Here is an 18,965-nt window from a genome sequence, read left to right as displayed (position 1 = left end):
ATGGGTGATTAAAAATCAGCTATTCATAATGCGCGAGAGCAGTTCGAGATCCTCTTTTTTGACCTTTAAGTTAGATGCCACCTCGGTTCCGTCCGGGGCGGTCACTTTTAGGGAAATGACGCTGTCCTCGCGCAGCGCGCGGGTGTAGGCGGCTTTCAGAAAAGGGGAAAATTTAGGGTGGCGGGCTTTGAAACGCGCCCACTCGTCCCGAAATTGCAGTAAGGATGAAAGATTCATGTGATTAAGTCCTTTCCGTTTTAATAACTGATGGTAGTGTATCATGCGCGGGGAAGGCATGTAAAGAGGAAAAATTATCAGTAACGAGAGGTAGACTGATAATTGTTCGCAGTAACGTAGACAGGAGAATCAAGATTCATGGAACAGGTACAGAAGAAAAATATACTAGGCACGGAGCCGATCGGCGGGCTTTTGCGGCAGTTTGCGGTGCCAAGTATTATCGCGATGCTGGTAGGCGCCCTTTATAATATCGTCGATCAGTTTTTTATCGGAAGAAGCGTGGGAGAGCTGGGGAATGCAGCGACGAACGTGGCGTTTCCGTTGACGATCTCCTGTGTGGCGCTGGCGCTTCTGTTTGGAATCGGCGGTGCGGCGTCCTTTAACCTGACGCTGGGAGGCGGCGATCGGGAAAAGGCGTTATTTTATATTGGAAATGCGGCGACGCTTCTGTTTGGAAGCGGTGTGATTCTGGGGACTGTGGCGCTTTTTTGCCTGACGCCGATGCTGCGCTTTTTCGGTTCGCCGGACAATGTGCTGGCGTATGCCAAAACGTATACGGGTATCACGGCTCTGGGATTTCCATTTCTGATTCTGACCAACGGCGGCGGGCATCTGGTGAGGGCGGACGGAAGCCCGCTTAATGCGATGCTTTACAATTTATCCGGGGCGCTGATCAATACAGTGCTCGATCCGCTGTTTATTTTTGGATTACATATGGGAATGGCGGGTGCTGCGCTGGCGACGATCATTGGACAGATTTTTTCAGGAATCCTGATTATCCGGTATCTGCGCCGTTACAAAAACGGACGGCTGACAGCGGCGCATCTTCGACCCCAGAGAACATATGTAAGCATGATTACCTCATTGGGGGCAGCGGCATTTTTCAACCAGCTTGCGATGCTGGTGGTGCAGATCGTGTTAAATAAATCCTTGACCTACTACGGTGCGCATTCGGACTATGGGGAATCGATTCCGCTGGCGTGTGCCGGCATTATCACGAAGGTCAATCAGGTGTTTTTTTCGATCGTCATCGGTCTTTCGCAGGGCATGCAGCCGATCGCAAGTTTCAATTATGGCGCGAAAAATTATGCGCGCGTGCGGCAGGTGTATGGGTTGGCGCTCAGGTGGGGATTTGCGGTGTCGGCGGTGTCCTTTGCGTGTTTCCAGTTGATTCCGCGTCCGATCATCGGGCTGTTCGGGGAAGGATCGGAGATGTATTTCCAGTTTGCGGAAAAATATTTCCGGATTTACCTGTTTTTCACGTTCTTAAACTGTGTGCAGCCGATTGCGTCGAACCTGTTTACGGCGATTGGAAAACCGAAAAAGGGTATTTTCCTGTCCCTGACGCGCCAGATTCTCTTTTTGCTGCCGCTGATTGTGATTCTGCCACTGTTTATCGGCATTGACGGCATCATGTATGCCGGACCGATCGCGGATTTTGTGGCGGGCGTGGTGGCGCTTGCGATGGCAGGCGTGGAGGTGAGACGGCTGCGACGGATGGAAAGTGCGTCCGTGCATGCATAGGCGGATGGTATATTTTAGCCAGTCCTTCATATATTGAGGTAAGGAGGACGGGCTGATGAAGGAGGAACAATCAAAGCAGGATGTGAGGGCGCTGTTTCATTTTTTCTCCCGGAATATCCGGGAGCAGCTTCTGGCGCTTCCGCTTGAGGCGGATGGAATGGAAGAGGTACGGCTGCGGGTTAGCGCGCCGCTGTATTACATATATAAAAATAAAGAGTACACAGCCGGAAGTGGATTCCGGGTCAGCCGGGAGGATGTGGACGAGACGCTGCAATGCGCGGCTCGTTCTTCCCTCTATGCTTACGGGGAGGAAATCCGGCAGGGGTTTCTGACCGTGCAGGGCGGACACCGGATTGGCGTGGCTGGAAGGACGATAGTGGAAAACGGACATATAAAGGCGATTCATCCGATAACCTTTTTAAATGTCCGTTTTTCGCATCAGATGATAGGATGTGCAGCAAAAATACGGTCGATTTTGACGGATCCAGGGACGGGAAGTATCCGGAATACGCTTCTGATTGCACCGCCGAGATGCGGAAAAACAACACTTCTGCGGGATCTGATCCGGATGGTATCAGATGGAGAAGAGGGAAAGGATAGGGGCTCTGCTTTGAGGGGGAGCTTTGAACGGTCTAAGGCAGGTGCAGGACATGAAAATAAAGCTGGAAAAATGGTGGAGATGAGGAAGCAGCATGGTGGAAAAGTGAGGGCGCAGACGGTCGGGGTGGTGGATGAACGTTCGGAGATTGCCGCCTGCTATCAGGGAATCCCGCAAAACGATGTTGGCTGCCGGACAGATGTGCTGGATGCCTGCCCCAAGGCGGAGGGAATGATGATGCTGATCCGCTCGATGGCACCGGAGGTGGTCGCGGTGGACGAGATCGGCGGTGAGAATGATTTGGAGGCGCTTCGCTATGTGATGAACTGTGGCTGCAGGATTCTGGCAACCGTACATGGAAATTCGATGGAGGACATCCGGGAAAAACCGGGCTTGTCCTCTTTTTTGCAAGAAAAACGGTTTGAGCGGTATGTGGTGCTGGGAAATAGACGCGGACCGGGAACGGTGGAGGCGGTATATGATGCAGCTGGCGAGGAGCTCATATGTGGATAAAATTGCTTGGAATCTGCCTTGTATGTGTATCGTGTGCGGGGATTGGCGGGGGTGAGGCATTGCGCCTGATTGGCCGGAGGCGTTTTTTGGAGGAAGTAAAACGGATTGCCGCGGGACTGCGGGGAGAGATTGGGTATACACAGGCAGTTCTTCCTCTGGTACTGTGCCGGGCGGGGGCACGCGGGGATGGAAAAGCGGGGAAGCTATTTTTGGTGGCAGGAGAGCGGCTGGAAGCGAATCCAGAGTGTCCGTTTGGGCGTATCTGGGAAGCGGTTCTGGAAGAGCAGGGGATTCGTCCGATGTTAGGAACAGAGGAATGGGAGCTGATGTGCCGGTTTGGAAACAGCATCGGGTATCTCGATCTGGAAATGCAGCAAAAGACGCTGGCACTGTATCTGGAAGAATTGGAACGGGCGATTGAGCAGCTGCGGCGGGAAGAGCCGGAGAAGAAACGGCTGTGCTGGGGGCTTGGGATACTAGGCGGGCTGTTTCTGGCAGTGTTGTTGATGTAAGTGGGGGAAGAAAATGGGAGTTAATCTAATATTTCGGATTGCGGCAGTCGGTATCCTGGTTTCCGTCCTCTGCCAGATCCTCAAACACAGCGGGCGGGAGGAACAGGCATTTCTCACAAGTCTTGCGGGTCTTCTTTTGGTACTGTTCTGGATGGTGCCGTATATTTATCAGTTGTTTGAGACGATGAAGGAATTGTTTGCGTTGTGATGTACTCTCGGAATCTTTCTGTGCTTGATTTTGTGAGATGATTTTTTGTCAGTTGTGCCCAAATTTCTGAGGCGTATGTTGATGAAATTCGGGTGCAGCTGGCGAAAAATCAGCCGCAAAAGCGAGTGCAGGAAAAACTCCGAGAGTACATTGCAGGGAAGGACGGTAAAAAATGTCAATTTTAACCGTATCGGTTCTTGGGATCACGGCAGTTCTTCTGGCAGTCCAGCTCAAGGGAAAAGGCAGCGAGTATGGGACGTACATTGTGATGGCGGCGGGGCTGTGTCTTTTTTTCTATGCGGCGGGAAAGCTGGAAGTGATTCTGAAAACACTTCGGACGATGGAATCCTGCATCGGGATCAGTCCAGTGTATTTGTCGGTGCTTTTGAAAATGGCGGGAATCACTTATATTGCCGAATTTGCCTCCGGGATTTGCAGGGATGCCGGGTACGGTTCGCTGGGAACACAGATTGAGATATTTGCGAAGCTGTCCATTCTGGCGGTCAGTATGCCGATTCTGCTGGCATTGTTGGAGACGGTGAAGCAGTTTTTGGCGTAGGGAAGTGGTAAGTGCAGAAAAGCGGAAAGATGGTGAGAGCAGGTGACGGTGGGAACAAAGATGGTTGTGCGGGCAGTGAGCGTTATGTTCTTGAGTGTATATTTGATGGCAGGAAATCATTTAACGGTGTCGGCGGCAAATGGTGAAAAGATATCCGAAGATTCGGATTTCAGTGTTTCTGGCGAGAACATGGATTCTCTTCTGAACTCACTGGATTTAAGCAGAATCGAAGCATTTTTAAGGGAAGCGGGAGGTTCGGCAGTCCCGGGGCTTTCATTCCGGGAAATCCTTTCGATGCTTCTCTCTGGCAATTATCAGAGTGCGGTTCGGATGCTGATGGATTTTTGCCGGACAGCCCTATTTCGGGAAATTTCAGAAAATGGCAGATGGATGGGGCAGATCATCCTTCTGGGAATTTTAGGGGCGGTGTTCGCCAGCTTTTCGAGTCTCTTTGCCGACAGTCAGGTATCGGAGATGGGCTTTTATGTCACGTATCTTCTGATTTTTACACTGCTTGCCGCCAGTTTTTTGAATGGGGTGCGGATCACGCGGACACTGTTGGAGCAGCTCTTTGAATTTGTCCGGGTGCTGGTTCCTGCTTTTTTTCTGGCTGTTTCCTTTTCCGGGGGAAGTACCTCGGCAGCAGCCGGATATGCGTGGACACTTGCTTCTGTCAATGTGGCGGAATGGGTGTTTTTACAGTTGTTTCTGCCATGCACCCAGTTGTATGTCCTGCTGTCGCTGGCGGGACATTTAAGCTCGAAGGATTTGTTTTCAAAAGCGTTAGAATTGCTGGAACAGGGGATGCGCTGGGGCAGCAAGGCGCTTTTGGGAGTGGTGCTGGGCTTTCATGTGCTGCAGGGAATGATTGCGCCGTATACAGATTCGGTGCGCCAGACGGCGTTGCGGCGGGCGGTCAGCCTGATACCGGGAATCGGACAGGGCGCGGCGGCAGTGTCGCAGGTACTTCTTGGAAGCAGCGTCCTGATTCGGAATACGGTGGGCATCGGGGGAGTGCTTGTGCTGGCGGCGGTGTCGCTTCTGCCGCTTTTGAAACTTTTAATCCTCTATCTGGGGTGCCAGGGAAGCGCGGCGCTTTTGCAGCCGGTCAGTGACAGCCGGGTGGTGGAGGCAGTCGGCGCAGTGGCGAAAGGATTTTATTTTTTGCTGGCAGCAGCTGGTTCGGCGGTGGTGTTATTTGCGCTTTCGATCGCGGTGGTGTGTGCGAGCACGAACGCGGCTTATTTTGCGGGGTAGAAGATGGAAGTAATTACTCACTGGGCGGGGAATATCGTCAGTTATCTAGTGTTTCTGACCGTTCTGACCGGGCTTTTGCCCGCACATAAGTATGAAAAATATATCCGTCTGTTTGCGGGCTGTATCCTGCTTCTGATTGTGCTGAAGCCGCTGACGGACGGGCTGCGTCTGGAGGAGCGGCTGAATTATCTGTTTACATCTCTTTCGTTTGAAAATGAAGCGGGCGAGCTGAAACGTGAGATGGATGAGATAGAGGTGCGGCGTAGAAATATGGTTTTGAGCCAGTATGAGGCGGAAGCGTCCAAGGAGGCAGTGCGGGTGGCAGCGGAAGCGGGATTTTCCGTGGAAAAGGCGGACGTAGAGCTGGAAAAAGATCCGGAGTCGGAGCAATTTGCCTCGGTGCGGAGTGTGACGGTGTATGTGGCGGGAAGTGAGGCGGGGATGGAAGCGGCGGAACAGGAGGCTCCGAGTTCGATGATTGAAATAGAAAAAATTTCCCCGATTGAAATTTCACTTGAACAGGAGCAGAAGCAGGGAGAACCCGCCGCCGCGCAGGCAGTTTCATGGATGAATGGGGAAAAGATTTGGGAGCTTCAGCAGCGGCTGGCATCGTTTTATCAGGTGGAGGCGGATCATGTGGAAGTCAGGATGGAACCTTGACAGGGAATGGGTCAAACGAAATGAAAAATGGCTGATTTTGCTGGTGCTTGGGCTGGCAATTCTGATCTTATATGCGCCGTTTGGGAAGAAGACGAGTGAGACGGGAGTCTGGCAGTCAGGGGAAAGATGGGCGGAGAGTGGAACAGGAACAAACTCTGGGAATAGAGCAGGGCAGGACAAAAATGGAAGTTCAGAAGAGAGTGGTTCGGATGTCGAAACAGGTCTGCCAGGCACTGCATCCAGGCAGGACACCAACCGCCTCTACGAGCTTCGCCTGGAGCAGCGGATCCGGGACGTTTTAAAGAAGGTGGACGGCGTGGGTGAGGTGGATGTGATGCTGACTCTGTTTTCTTCTTCGGAAAAGGTGCTGCGGGTGGATAAGGAGAGAAGCCGGGCGTCCACCTCGGAGACGGATTCTTCGGGTGGTACGCGGCAGCAGGCGGATGAATCGCTGCGGGAGAGCACCGTGCTGGCGGGAAGTTCAGGCAGCGGGGAACCGGTAGTTGAAAAAGAGCTGGCACCGGAGATTTCCGGTATCGTGATCAGCGCACAGGGAGGAGGAAATGCGTCGGTACAGAAGGAAATTTCGGAAGCGATGCAGGCATTATTCGGACTGCCGGCACATAAAATAAAAGTATTAAAGCGGGTGGAATAAAGGAGTATGCAAATATGAGAATGAAGATGAAACGCGTTTTCAGGAGAAATCAAATCATCATCACGACGCTGGCGATCATGATTGCGGCGGCGGGGTATCTCAACTATGCGGGAAAATCCGATCTGCCGGGGGCGGATACATATGAAGCGGGGGCGACCAAGATTTCAGATAGCGATATATATTCGGAAAATCAGGCGGTGTCCGGAAGCGTGGCGGACGGTGAATATGAGGAGATTGCAAGTCTTGACGATCCGGGAGAGGGAGATCCGCTGGCAGCAGGCAGTGAGGAGGGCACAGCGCAGGGGGCGGCGGACGGAGAGGAGGCATCTGCGGACAATCCGGCAGTCGATAACCCGGGCGAGGCGGTTTTGACAGGCGGAACCGGCGTGGCAGAGTACATAGCCAATGTACAGCTCAGCCGTGAACAGATCCGCGCCAAGAACCGCGAAGCGCTGAATGCCCTGATTAACAATGAAAATCTGGATGCGTCGGCAAAAGAGGCAGCCGTTCAGGATATGCTGGCACTCAATGCGATAGCGGAGAAGGAAAATGCAGCGGAAACGCTTCTGATGGCGAAAGGATTTGCCGATCCGGTTGTCAGCATCACGGATGGAAAAGTGGATGTCGTTGTCAACGCGCCGTCCATCACAGATCCGCAGCGCGCGCAGATCGAGGATATTGTAAAACGGAAAACCGAGATATCGGCGGAAAATATCGTGATTTCCCTTTTAAACCTGGGAGATTGAGGAAGTTTGGATGAGTTAATGTTCACGGGTAGGCACTTTTGGAACCGAAAGTGCCGTAAGAAAACGTGGTGGCAGCAGGAATTTGCCGTATTAAAATGCGAAGCCACGGCAAATTCCGTTACTGGGCACGTATGCGTGAACAGTAACTCGGATGAGATTCGAACCGGAAATGCCTTTGCAAACTCCTGTATTTTTGGTATAATAAAAACACTTAATTGAAATGTATTTCTGGAAGTATTCGAGCATCTGTTTTTCGTGGGAAGAGAAGATTCCGGGCGTACATGAAAGAGGTCAGGAGGGATTTGGAATGGCGAGAGAAGCAGAAGATAGAAGCACACATATCGTATATGAGAAGGACCGCATTGGAGAAGTGAAAATTGCCGATGAGGTAGTGGCGATCATCGCAGGTCTGGCAGCGACCGAGGTAGACGGTGTCGATTCGATGGCTGGCAATATCACAAATGAACTGGTCGGAAAGCTCGGCATGAAAAATTTGAGCAAGGGCGTGAAAGTGACCGTAACCGAGGATCACGTGGTTGTGGATCTGTCCTTAAATATGAAATATGGCTACAGCATCCCGGCAGTCAGTGAAAAGGTGCAGGACAAAGTAAAGACAGCGATTGAAAATATGACCGGTCTGATGGTTCTGGAAGTTAATATTAAGATCGCGGGTGTCAATATGCCGGCGGAAGCATAGCAGGTTTAGTGCTTTCGTAGCTTTTCATTTTCTTAACACAAAATACTCAGTTTGACCTTGACGGGGAAAAAACCGTATGATATGATGATCGCGTTAAAAGGGAGTAGTTATAACCATGTAACCAACAGACCCTGAGGATAGTAAACCTCATGGTTACATGCCTTGTGTAAGTCAGATGGCAGTGTGCTTTTGTAACAAAAAGCGTGTGCCGTATGATTCAAATGTGAGGAACAAGACTTTTAGCATATGTGGATGAAACGTATGCTGAAAGTCTTTTTTGTTTCATAGGAAATTGTGTCCTATGAAACAAAAAACGCTCCGCGAGGATGCGCACTCGCGCGAAGCAGAAACATGTCGCAAGCGAACGCGCTCGGCGCGAGAATGTGCCAAAGCACATTCTTTTTATGTTTCATAGGAAATTGTGTCCTATGAAACAAAAAACGCTCCGCGAGGATGCGCACTCGCGCGAAGCAGAAACATGTCGCAAGCGAACGCGCTCGGCGCGAGAATGTGCCAAGGCACATTCTTTTCATGTTTCATAGGAAATTGTGTCCTATGAAACAAAAACACTCGCATGGATGCATGTCTGGCGCGAAGAAAGACAGCTGCCAGAGCAGGTGTATCCTGGCAAGGGGCTCCAGGAAACAGGATATTTATGAAGGAAAACAAAATTAACAGGAGGAACAATATGGAATTTTTATGGGAAGGCGTCATGGCGATCACGCCGCAGCAGTTTGTGATGTATCTGATCGGCGGACTTTTGATCTGGCTGGCGGTCAAAAAGGAATACGAACCGGCGCTGCTTCTGCCGATGGGATTCGGCGCGATCATGGTAAACCTGCCATTATCCGGCGTCATTAACCAGGTGACGGAGGGCATCGGGGAGACACAGGGTATTATACAGTGGCTGTTTGAGACGACGATCAGCGCGTCGGAGGCGCTTCCGATTCTGCTCTTTATCGGAATCGGGGCAATGATTGACTTTGGACCGCTTCTGTCACAGCCGATCATGTTTTTATTTGGTGCGGCGGCGCAGTTTGGCATTTTCTTTGCGATCTGTGCGGCATCGCTGATGGGATTTGAACTCAGGGATGCGGCATCGATTGGAATCATCGGTGCGGCGGATGGACCGACTTCCATTCTGGTTTCCCAGATCATGCATTCCAACTATGTGGGCGCGATCGCGGTGGCGGCGTACTCCTACATGGCGCTGGTGCCAATCATCCAGCCATTTGCGATCCGTCTGGTGACGACGAAAAAAGAACGCCGGATTCACATGACCTACAGTCCGAAAAATGTGTCCAAAACGACCAAGATCGCATTTCCGATTGTAGTTACTATCATTGTCGGACTGATTTCTCCGGCATCGGTGGCGCTGGTCGGATTTCTGATGTTTGGAAACCTGATCCGCGAGTGCGGCGTGCTTCCGGCACTTTCCCAGACGGCACAGAACGAGCTGGCAAACCTGATTACCCTGCTGCTTGGCATCACGATTTCGTTCAGTATGCGTGCGGATGCGTTTGTGCGGGTTGACACACTTCTGATTATGGGAATCGGTCTGATTGCATTTATCTTTGATACGATCGGCGGTGTGCTGTTTGCTAAATTTATGAACCTGTTTTTGAAGACGAAAATCAATCCGATGATCGGTGCGGCGGGCATTTCCGCATTCCCGATGTCCTCACGCGTGGTGCAGAAGCTGGCGATGGAGGAGGAAAAGGGAAATATTATCCTGATGCATGCGGTCGGCGCCAATGTATCGGGGCAGATCGCCTCGGTCATCGCGGGCGGACTGGTTATTAAGCTGGTAAGCCAGTATTTGTAATATAGGTCTGTCGGGCAGATAAAATGGAAAAGGAAGGCTGCACTTGAATGATGAAAAATCAAGAGACAGCCATTGCACTGATTGAGATGGAGGAAAATATCGGATGTGGAATAATTTTTTGATTTCGCTGGCAATTATGGGAAAAGGAATGGCGGGAATTTTCGTCGTTGTCCTGATTATTACGGCAGTGGTGCTGATTTTAGGTAAGTTAAAGTAAAATATAAATTGGAAAAAGTATCTTTCTTTTTTCTTTCAGTTTTATGCAGTTCGTTGACATTCGACAGAGGTAAATCTATAATAGAAACATTGTTTGTAAGAGTTTGAAAGGGCCAGAAGGAGACATGAGAATGAGTCAACGAAATAAAATTCAGCGCCTGCTGCGAAAAGGCGCTTTGGCAACTTGTTTATCCCTGTCAGTTGTGTGCAGCAGCTTATCGGCAGTTACAGCGTATGCAGGACCGGCGGATGATCCGGCAGCGGCAGCACCAGTGATCGGACCGGGCGGTCCGGGAACCACGACCGATAATGCGGCGGCAGGAACTGACACGAACGCGAATGCGGGACAGCAGGCGGATAATTCCTATTATAATCAGACGTTATCTAATCCGGTTGTTAATCCGGTGGACAAGTATTCCTATAGCCAGATGGTAAACGATATTTCGGCGCTGGCAAGCCGTTATCCGGGAACAGTGACCGTGAAAACGATTGGAAAATCGGCGGACGGACGTGATATCTACGATGTGATTGTCGGCAATCCGAACGCATCCAAGAAGATTTTGTTCCAGGGGGCGATTCATGCCAGAGAGTATATCGTTGTACCGCTGATGATGCAGCAGCTCGAGTATCTGGCAGCTGGATTTACGAATAATGGTACCTATATGACGCAGCCGCTTTCTAATATATTGGGACAGGTGGCATTTCATTTTGTGCCGATGCTGAATCCGGATGGAGTCACGATCAGCCAGATGGGCGAGAATGGTATCCAGTCGGAGGAACTGCGCCAGACGATGCAGGCGGCGTACGCGGCGGACAAGGCATCCAGTCGGACAACGGTCAGCTATGAAGAGTACATGAGACGCTGGAAGGCGAATGCACGCGGTGTCGATCTGAACTATAACTTTGCAGCAAACTGGGAGGGAATCAATGTGTCTTTAACCCATCCGTCTGCAAATGGTTATAAGGGAACCAACCCACTGTCAGAGCCGGAGAGCCAGGCAATCGCGAACTTGATTCAGGGAACGGGATTCAATGCGGTTATCAACTATCATGCGATGGGAAATGTGATTTACTGGGATACGCAGAACAACCAGAAAGCGGCAGAGTCCAAGGCGCTGGCAAACGCTGTTCATGCCTTAAATGGTTATTCCGTTCTTGGAAGCAAGGGCGTCGGCGGCTTGAAGGACTGGCTGCAGCAGGCAGCAGGCATCCCTGGTATCACGATCGAGGTAGGACGTTCCACCTGCCCGGTATCTTTCTCGGAATATCCGGCGATCTGGAACCAGAATAAGGCAGTCCCGGCAACGCTGGGATATTATGTGGCGACACATTGATGATGGAATAAAATGAAGATTAGATAGAAAAAGGATGTGCGACTGGAGTTGGAAGTGGTCGTACATCCTTTTTTGTTTCAAGATTTGGAACGAATCAACAAAAACAGGAAGCTAAAACTATATAAAATGGAAAATACATTCTTTTTTCAAAAATATGGTTGACAAATTCTGCAACATGATCTAATATAAAATCACAAAAGGAACAAAAATTCCATAAACGACAAAAAAGAACAAATTGAATGAAATGGAGGATTTCAACATGAAAACAAGAGAAGTTGTATTCTACAGCGAAGGCGCAAAGATGGTAGGAGATATTTATCTCCCGGATGATTACAAAGAGGGCGAGAAGAGACCAGCAGTTCTGTGTAACTCTGGATGGACCGGCGTTAATAAGTGCTATCCGGCACTGTTTGCAAGAGCTTTAACAGCAAGAGGATTTGTATGCATGGGCTTCGATTACAGAGGATTTAAGCCGAGTGAGAATGTTCATCCATGCCTGCCGAAGTACACAACCCTTGAGACAGAGGTTGAAGACGTGGCAAACGCATTTACCTTTATGCAGATTCAGCCGGAAGTAGATCCGGAACGCTGCGGACTTCTTGGATGGGGTGTCGGCGGTGCTGTATGCGTAACCGTTGCAGCGCGTGACAAGGAAGTAAAAGCGATTGCAACCCTGAACAGCTTTGTAAATGGCGAGCGCTGGATGCGTGACGGCATGGGAAATGATAAGTTTGGAAAGAGCGTTGCACGCCTCAGAGAAGACCGTATCAAGAGAATTACAACCAACGATCCGGTTCTGATGCATCCGTACACCGATTATCCGAACATCACAGAGAGCGGCGATTTCTATACAGACCATGTATTAAAAGAGATCAACGGCGGTATCGGCGATTCTGTCAACAAGGATAATGGCGAGGAGTTCCCGACCCCGATGAGCACCGCAATCGGCGAGAGCTTCATCCGTTTCAACGTAGAAGACCTGCTTCCGAGAATCGCACCGCGTGCTGTCTTTGTAGGTCATGGCTATTATAACGAGCTGCATCAGCGTGTAGAGGCGGAAGAAGCATACCGTCTGGCACAGGAGCCGAAGCAGTTATACTATGTAGATGGCAAGCACAATGAGTGGATGTTCGACGACGATCCGAAGTTCCAGGCACTGGCTGACGCGCTGGCAGCATTCTACAAGGAGAATCTGAAAGCATTCCAGTTTGGTTTACAGAAATAATCTATGGACAGAGAAAAAGAGATTGCATATTTAATGCAGGGAGCGTATGACCTCCATATGCACGCAGCCCCGTCCCCCTTTCATCGAGTTTTGGATGATTACGGGCTGTTAGAAGAAGCCGGGAGAGCCGGAATGGCAGGAATTATGCTGAAATCTCACTATGAGTCCACGATTGCGCGGGCAATTCTGGCTAATATCCACTGTGCTTCGTGTACGAAAGCCTATGGCGGTCTGGTGTTAAACTGGCCAGTCGGAGGACTCAATCCATATGCGGTTGAAAATGCGATGAAGCGCGGATGCCGTATCGTGTGGATGCCGACCCGGGACGCAAAGAACTCTTTGTGTTCCGGGAATATGCCGGGAGATTTCTTTGACCGCTCTGGAATCTCTATCCTGACCGAAACAGGGGAGCTGAGGGCGGAGGTTTTGGAGATTTTGAGGATTGCCAGAAAGTATGATGCGGCAGTCGCGACCGGGCACATCAGCCCGGAGGAAAGTATTCTCCTGTGTCAGGAGGGAATCCGGCAGGGAAACCGTATGGTTCTGACACATCCAGAATTTCCGCGGACGCGTGTCGATGTAAAAACGCAGAAACAGCTGGCAGCTCTGGGCGTTTATATTGAAAAATGCTGGTATAATGTGGCAGAAAAGGAATGCACGGCGCAGGAGATGGCAGACCATATCCGGGTAGTCGGAGCAGAACACTGTTTTATGGTAACGGATCGGGGGCAGACTTCAAGAGAACACCCGGTGGAAGCGATGAAGTTGTTTATGCAGACATTGCTGGATGAGGGAATCACGGAAGATGAGATTTATGTGATGACGCATACGGTGCCCCGGAAGGTGCTGGGAGAGTTATAGTAAATTTGATAATTGAATATGAAAAAATAAAAAGGTCAAAAATCAATTATAAGTTTACTTATAAGAATTCTTGACCTTTTTATTTTTTTCGAGAAGTACTTTTAAGAAGGTAAGGGATAATATAGTGTACTGGAAGGAGGATATCTATGGAATATACCAATATGTCGTTTCTATATGATTTTGCATTTATGTCGCTGCTGCTGATTATAGCCCAGTTCCTGCGTTCCCGTATAAAATTTTTGCAGATGTTTTATATTCCAGCGTCTGTTTTGGCAGGTCTGATGGGACTTGTCCTGGGACCGCAGTTTTTAAACGTGATTCCGTGGAGCGGTAAAATAGGAAGTTATGCTTATATGCTGGTATGTGTATTATTTGGCGGTTTGTTCCTGGGGAAAAAAGATAAAACCAATGTAAAACAGATTCTGACAAAGGTGGGCGATTCCTTTTGTGTCAATATGGGAGCTGAATTTTTCTGTTTTGGTATTGCATTGCTGGTAGGCGGTGCACTGATGAAAATTTTGTTTCCAAATGTATTTACAGAAATTGCCCTGCTGATGCCATCTGGATTTTGCGGTGGACATGGCTATGCTTCAACGATTGGAACGGCACTTAACAATTCACTGGGACGTGAAGATGGCGTTGTACTGGGGCAGACGTTTGCAACCGTGGGCCTGTTAGTTGGTTTGTTTGTAGGAATTGCCTGTATTAACTATGCAACCAGACATGGAGGAACACGTCTGGTAGAAAAAGCGGAATCTCTTCCGGAAGAGTGCCGCACAGGAATCGTTCCAGTAGGTAAGAGAAATTCGATGGGAGAAGAAACCATCAATCCAATGAGTATGGATCCGTTGGCATTTCATCTTGCACTCACGCTGACTGCAACACTGTGTGGTTATAAGTTCTACGATTTTTATAAACAGTTCTTACCGAATGTAGAATTACCGGTTATGTGCCTGGCAATGATATTTGGTGTCATTATTAACACGATTATAGGGCATACTCGTTTTAAAGACAGTATTGATGAGCATGTGGAAGGACGGATTGGTTCGATGGTAACCGATTATCTGGTTGGCTTTGGTGTGGCATCTATTTCGATTTCCATTGTACTTGAATTTGCAGGTCCGATTTTAGTTTTATGTGTATTAGGAATGCTGACATCCCTGTTTTTAGTATTTGTAGTTGGACAGAAGCTGTTCCGCAATTTCTGGTTTGAACGATCAATTTTTGTATTTGGATGGACAACAGGAGTGGTGGCAATCGGTGTTACGCTTCTTCGAATTGTAGATCCGGAAGGAAAGAGCGGCACATTGAATGACTATGGATATTCGTATACGCTGCAGTCCGTGATTGAGGTCTTTATCATCGCATTTACGCCAATTTTGACGGTTTCCATGGGATGTATTGCAGTTGGTGTGATTGAAACGGGAATTGCTGTGGTGCTCTTCCTGATATGTGCAAAATGCTTTGGTGTACATAATGAGAGGATGAATGAGCTTCGGGAAGGTGAAGCAGAGGTCATAAGTAAATAAGTCTTTGTATATTCTGAAAAATGTGTGGTTGGACATGAAAATGAACAGCCACACATTTTTTATTGATAGAAAGTTCGCCTCGGACTAATGTAGGTGAAATAGAGGAGAATGATGAGAGAAAGAAAATCTCTCATTTTTATGGTGAAGTGCATTGACTCCCCAGATTCCCAGAAGGACGAGAGCAATACCGAAAAATTCATGGAAACCGAAAGGCTCGCTAAGAATAATAACGCCTGTAAATACAGCTGTAACAGTGGAGATGCCGCTGAAGCTGGATGCAGTAGCCATGGACATATGGGTAAAAACTATGTTCCGCAGTGCTGAAGCATAAAGTGAGGACCCGATGGATAAGGCAAGAAGACAGCCAACGATAACAGGATCCGCGAGCGGACGAAATAACTCGATGGGATCGTTGGAAACAAGGTGCGTTATCAGAGAAATGCTTCCATAAACGGCGAACATAGCGAAGCTCATAGCATAGGTAATGTCCAGAGGTGTCAGATGTTTTCCGAGCTTCCGGATACAGAGATTTAAGGAAGAGGACATAAAGGCAGCCATTAACAACAGGAAAAAGCCCCATACGGTTGCAGCCTTATCCTCAGAATTTCCGGCAACAATGAAAATACCTAAAAAGCTAAGAAGAATAAAGAAAAATTGTCCTGCAGAGGGCTTTTCGTGAAAAAACGGAATGGCAAGCAAGGTGGTGATTAGCGGGATTAATGCCAGAATCACACTTGCTTTCCCAGAAGGATAGAAGCACATGCCGGTGGTTTCAAAAAAGCCATTAAGCAACTGGAAAATACAGATAGGAAGAATACATATGCCCATATCACGAAGAGAACGTAGATGAATTCGTTCGGTATGTTTTAAGGCGTAAAGTAGCACAAGACAGATTGCAAAACGAAGTGCAATTAGTAGTGCGGTATCTCCATTTAGGCGTGCAGTTAAGATTTTTAGCGGTAAATAAGAAATGCCAAATAAGAAGTTGTATAGGATAGCTCCTAGGATTGGATTAGTTTGTGCAAATTTCATGACGTTCCTTTCAACATGATTATATGATAAATGGTTCAATATAGGAAATATATGTCAAAGAAACCTCTGTAATCAAGGAAGAATTGCAGAGGTTTCTTTAATTTTTATATGTTTTTATATTTTGTGCGAACGCTTTTAATTTGAAAAGCTATACCTTATCGGAACTGCCAGATCCTGTTTTATCAAATTTTTTATAATTTTTAATCAGAATTCCCAGACTGGCGGTGGCGCCGATCATGATGAGGGCGGCGAACATTCCGCCGAAGTTTGCGATGATCTTGACACCATTGACACCAACGGTTGCGATCATGATGTAGCCGACTGCCATCGGAACGACACACCACACAAGCTTTAACCACATCGGGGAGTCCGGGGAATCCGGGTTGATACCCTGAGTGGAGATGCCTGCCATAGCGATACAGTTGGAGTTGCAGGCGGTAATGGTGCTGAGGAAGATCAGAACAACGAATAATGGGATGATCAGATTTCCAAGCGGAAGAGCTCCTAACATATCATAAGGAACATTCTCAACGCCGCGGTCATAAGATGCAACGAGGTCGAACAGTCCAGAAGTCTGAACCCACAGAGAGGTACCGCTGACTAAAACCATCCACAGGGCACTGACAGAAGCACAAAGACCTACATATAATCCAAGCACGTGTTTTACCTTGCGTCCATAAGCGATCTGTCCCATGAAAGCGCCAGAGGTAGGTGCCCATGCCATCCAGCTGAACCAGTAGAAGGTGGTCCACCACTGCGGCCACTGGGTTCCAACGGATTCACCAGTAATCAGGATACGTTCAATAAAGGTACCTGCGAAACCGCCCAATGCCTCGGTAGAGAGGTTGAACAGGAAGGAGGCATTTGAAAATACCAGCAGGAAAATCAGGAAAATAGCAAAGCCGTATACGTTGATATTGGAAACATGCTTCATAGCTTTCTGGATACCGGAAACAGCCGTAGCAACCGTGACAGCGGCAACGACAATACCGACCATAAACCAGAGGCGGGCATTAGATGGAAGTCCAAGCATTTTAGAGATACCACCGGAAATATTCATGAATGCCTGTGCAACAGAACCAGCCATACCGGCACCGATGGCAAATAAGGTGATTGCGTCGATGGTCTGCATCCAGCGAGGATGGTAGCAGCGGTCACCCAGAAGAGGGGAAACTTCACTGGCGATGGAATACGGCTTTTTCGCGTTGTAATACATGAAAGCAAATACAACCGCCGGAACCGTATACATACAATATGGAACGATCGTCCAGTGAAGGAACATGGTTTCCATGGCAAATTTCAGGGAACCGCTGGTAGAAGGTTCAACGCCGTATAATTCGGTCGGCGGGTACGCGTAATGCGCGATCGGCTCCCCCGGTCCCCAGAAGAGGACACCGGCTGCCATGGTTGTTGTGAGGGCGATAGTAAACCAGGAAAAATTGCTTAGTTCTGGTTTGGCGTCCTCACCGCCGATTCGTACATCGCCAAATTTGGAAAACATGGCAACAACGGCGACGATTACGATTGCAAGGGCGAGAATGCTGGCAGCCCAGCCGAGATTTTTGATGATCCAGTTGTTGATATTATTGATGACTCCCAGAAAAGTTTCCTGATCGACAAGGCTTAAAACAAGGAACGCGACCAGAATAATAAATGGCGGGAAAAAGGTCATGATGCGAATTTTTGAGTTTTCATTTTTAGCATTTTTATCAGTCATTTATGATTCCTCCTTGTAGGGTGTATCCCAGATAGGACGATAGTCCTCCGGGTGGCGGTCGGTCAGAACGGTATTAAAATCACGTTCTTTTGCAATCCGGTTTAAATCAACGCTTCCATATAAAATAGCTTCTTCCTGGACGCCGCAGCTGTCAATCCGTTCTCCAATAGGACTTACCAGCTGGCTTTTTCCTGCGAAGATCTCATCGCCGGACAATCCACAGCGGTTGACTGCGGCTATGTATACAAGATTGTCCAGGGCACGGCACGCAAGGTTTAAATCCCACCATTCTTTGAAATAGTAGCTGGCGCGCCATGCGGCCGGGACTAAAACCAGTTCGGCACCGGCCAGTGTCAGCAGGCGGACGGTTTCTGGAAAGCATACGTCGTAGCAGATGACGACGCCGATCTTTCCGAGTTTTGTCTCAAAGACCGGGTACTGGGTGCCGCGCTGCAGATAAGTTCGTTCGTCTCCGACGGGATGCGTTTTTGAATAATGCCCGAGAATCGTGCCGGTATCATCGATCAAAAAAGCAGAGTTTTCGACTCCAGATGGGGTGGAAAAAAGAATCGGAGCCAGAATAAAGACTGAAAGTTCCTTTGCCAGACTACGCATCCGTGTCAAGGAAGGTCCATCTTCGATTTCGGCGAGCTTCATCATATCTGGGATGCAGGTGCCGAGATAGCCGACATTAAATACCTCTGGCAGACAAATCAATTTTGCCCCGTGAGCGGCTGCTTCCCGGATCTGTTTCTCTGCTTTGTCAAGATTATTAGAAACATGGAACAAATCGCAGTCCATCTGGAGCATGGCGATTTGGTAAGGTGATCGAGTTTGTTGCATTTGAGTATCCCCTTCCTAAAATAGAATATTTATTCCATAAACGACATTTATGATATAATTATAGAATTTATAAAGGAATAAATCAACCAAAAATACAATAATAAAGAACAAATTTACCTTTTTTACAAAGAAATCCTCCGAAATTTGTCTGCTTTGACGAAAAACAAATGTCAAATTGACGAATTTGTAAGGAAAGTATATAATAAAACCAAACGAA

General features: G+C 48.6%; 19 protein-coding genes. 15 read left to right on the top strand and 4 right to left on the bottom strand.

What is annotated here, in order from left to right:
• Window positions 1-15: 15 nt before the first annotated feature.
• Window positions 16-237, bottom strand: a complete 222-nt coding sequence (locus tag DXC57_RS08940) for a hypothetical protein (protein WP_107001315.1) — start codon at window positions 235-237, stop codon at window positions 16-18.
• Window positions 238-375: 138 nt separating this feature from the next.
• Between DXC57_RS08940 and DXC57_RS08935 the strand changes: the two genes are divergently transcribed.
• The 15 genes from DXC57_RS08935 (at window position 376) to DXC57_RS08865 (ending at window position 15,156) form a co-directional block, all read left to right on the top strand.
• Complete coding sequence (locus DXC57_RS08935) at window positions 376-1,761, top strand: MATE family efflux transporter (RefSeq protein ID WP_117796871.1); 1,386 nt, start codon at window positions 376-378, stop codon at window positions 1,759-1,761.
• A 55-nt stretch (window positions 1,762-1,816) separates the two neighbouring features.
• A complete protein-coding gene (locus tag DXC57_RS08930; RefSeq protein ID WP_118652151.1) occupies window positions 1,817-2,872 on the top strand; it encodes a stage III sporulation protein AA in 1,056 nt (351 codons plus the stop codon).
• On the top strand, window positions 2,863-3,384 hold the full coding sequence (locus tag DXC57_RS08925) for a stage III sporulation protein AB (RefSeq protein ID WP_118468539.1): 522 nt from the start codon (window positions 2,863-2,865) through the stop codon (window positions 3,382-3,384). The genes DXC57_RS08930 and DXC57_RS08925 overlap by 10 nt, the downstream gene beginning before the upstream one ends.
• Window positions 3,385-3,397: 13 nt before the next feature.
• On the top strand, window positions 3,398-3,592 hold the full coding sequence (gene spoIIIAC, locus DXC57_RS08920; RefSeq protein WP_022359269.1) for a stage III sporulation protein AC: 195 nt from the start codon (window positions 3,398-3,400) through the stop codon (window positions 3,590-3,592).
• A gap of 172 nt (window positions 3,593-3,764) precedes the next feature.
• The gene (locus DXC57_RS08915) at window positions 3,765-4,151 is read left to right on the top strand and encodes a SpoIIIAC/SpoIIIAD family protein (RefSeq protein ID WP_118652149.1); all 387 of its coding nucleotides are present in this window, start codon (window positions 3,765-3,767) and stop codon (window positions 4,149-4,151) included.
• Between the two features lie 48 nt (window positions 4,152-4,199).
• Window positions 4,200-5,408 carry a stage III sporulation protein AE gene (locus DXC57_RS08910; protein WP_118652147.1) on the top strand — a complete coding sequence of 403 codons (1,209 nt, stop codon included), beginning with the start codon at window positions 4,200-4,202 and terminating at the stop codon, window positions 5,406-5,408.
• Window positions 5,409-5,411: 3 nt separating this feature from the next.
• Complete coding sequence (locus DXC57_RS08905) at window positions 5,412-6,068, top strand: stage III sporulation protein AF (RefSeq protein ID WP_118652145.1); 657 nt, start codon at window positions 5,412-5,414, stop codon at window positions 6,066-6,068.
• Window positions 6,043-6,723, top strand: a complete 681-nt coding sequence (locus DXC57_RS08900; protein ID WP_118652143.1) for a stage III sporulation protein AG — start codon at window positions 6,043-6,045, stop codon at window positions 6,721-6,723. The genes DXC57_RS08905 and DXC57_RS08900 overlap by 26 nt, the downstream gene beginning before the upstream one ends.
• A gap of 20 nt (window positions 6,724-6,743) precedes the next feature.
• Entirely contained in the window at window positions 6,744-7,469 is a 726-nt protein-coding gene (locus tag DXC57_RS08895; RefSeq protein WP_107001501.1) for a SpoIIIAH-like family protein, read from the top strand.
• Between the two features lie 307 nt (window positions 7,470-7,776).
• A complete protein-coding gene (locus tag DXC57_RS08890) occupies window positions 7,777-8,166 on the top strand; it encodes an Asp23/Gls24 family envelope stress response protein (RefSeq protein WP_118468531.1) in 390 nt (129 codons plus the stop codon).
• 688 nt (window positions 8,167-8,854) lie between these two features.
• Complete coding sequence (locus DXC57_RS08885; protein WP_118522942.1) at window positions 8,855-9,991, top strand: sodium ion-translocating decarboxylase subunit beta; 1,137 nt, start codon at window positions 8,855-8,857, stop codon at window positions 9,989-9,991.
• 347 nt (window positions 9,992-10,338) lie between these two features.
• Entirely contained in the window at window positions 10,339-11,541 is a 1,203-nt protein-coding gene (locus DXC57_RS08880) for a M14 family zinc carboxypeptidase (protein ID WP_118652141.1), read from the top strand.
• A 259-nt stretch (window positions 11,542-11,800) separates the two neighbouring features.
• Window positions 11,801-12,766 carry an alpha/beta hydrolase gene (locus tag DXC57_RS08875; RefSeq protein ID WP_107001326.1) on the top strand — a complete coding sequence of 322 codons (966 nt, stop codon included), beginning with the start codon at window positions 11,801-11,803 and terminating at the stop codon, window positions 12,764-12,766.
• A gap of 3 nt (window positions 12,767-12,769) precedes the next feature.
• Window positions 12,770-13,627 carry a DUF6282 family protein gene (locus DXC57_RS08870; RefSeq protein ID WP_118293910.1) on the top strand — a complete coding sequence of 286 codons (858 nt, stop codon included), beginning with the start codon at window positions 12,770-12,772 and terminating at the stop codon, window positions 13,625-13,627.
• 146 nt (window positions 13,628-13,773) lie between these two features.
• On the top strand, window positions 13,774-15,156 hold the full coding sequence (locus DXC57_RS08865; RefSeq protein WP_118652139.1) for a sodium/glutamate symporter: 1,383 nt from the start codon (window positions 13,774-13,776) through the stop codon (window positions 15,154-15,156).
• Window positions 15,157-15,240: 84 nt separating this feature from the next.
• On the opposite strand, the gene DXC57_RS08860 is transcribed toward DXC57_RS08865, so the two are convergent.
• The 3 genes from DXC57_RS08860 to DXC57_RS08850 all read right to left on the bottom strand — a co-directional run bounded on the left by DXC57_RS08860 (window position 15,241) and on the right by DXC57_RS08850 (window position 18,748).
• Entirely contained in the window at window positions 15,241-16,188 is a 948-nt protein-coding gene (locus tag DXC57_RS08860) for a DMT family transporter (RefSeq protein ID WP_118522943.1), read from the bottom strand.
• Window positions 16,189-16,336: 148 nt separating this feature from the next.
• The gene (locus DXC57_RS08855) at window positions 16,337-17,905 is read right to left on the bottom strand and encodes a BCCT family transporter (RefSeq protein WP_118468524.1); all 1,569 of its coding nucleotides are present in this window, start codon (window positions 17,903-17,905) and stop codon (window positions 16,337-16,339) included.
• The gene (locus tag DXC57_RS08850) at window positions 17,906-18,748 is read right to left on the bottom strand and encodes a carbon-nitrogen hydrolase family protein (protein ID WP_243099737.1); all 843 of its coding nucleotides are present in this window, start codon (window positions 18,746-18,748) and stop codon (window positions 17,906-17,908) included.
• Window positions 18,749-18,965: the final 217 nt, after the last annotated feature.

Origin of the sequence: Clostridium sp. TF06-15AC (genome assembly GCF_003481165.1) — a bacterium.
Classification (GTDB): Bacteria; Bacillota; Clostridia; order Lachnospirales; family Lachnospiraceae; genus Otoolea; species Otoolea fessa.
Note: the sequence above shows the minus strand (reverse complement) of the source record. Positions and strands in the feature narration are given on the sequence as shown.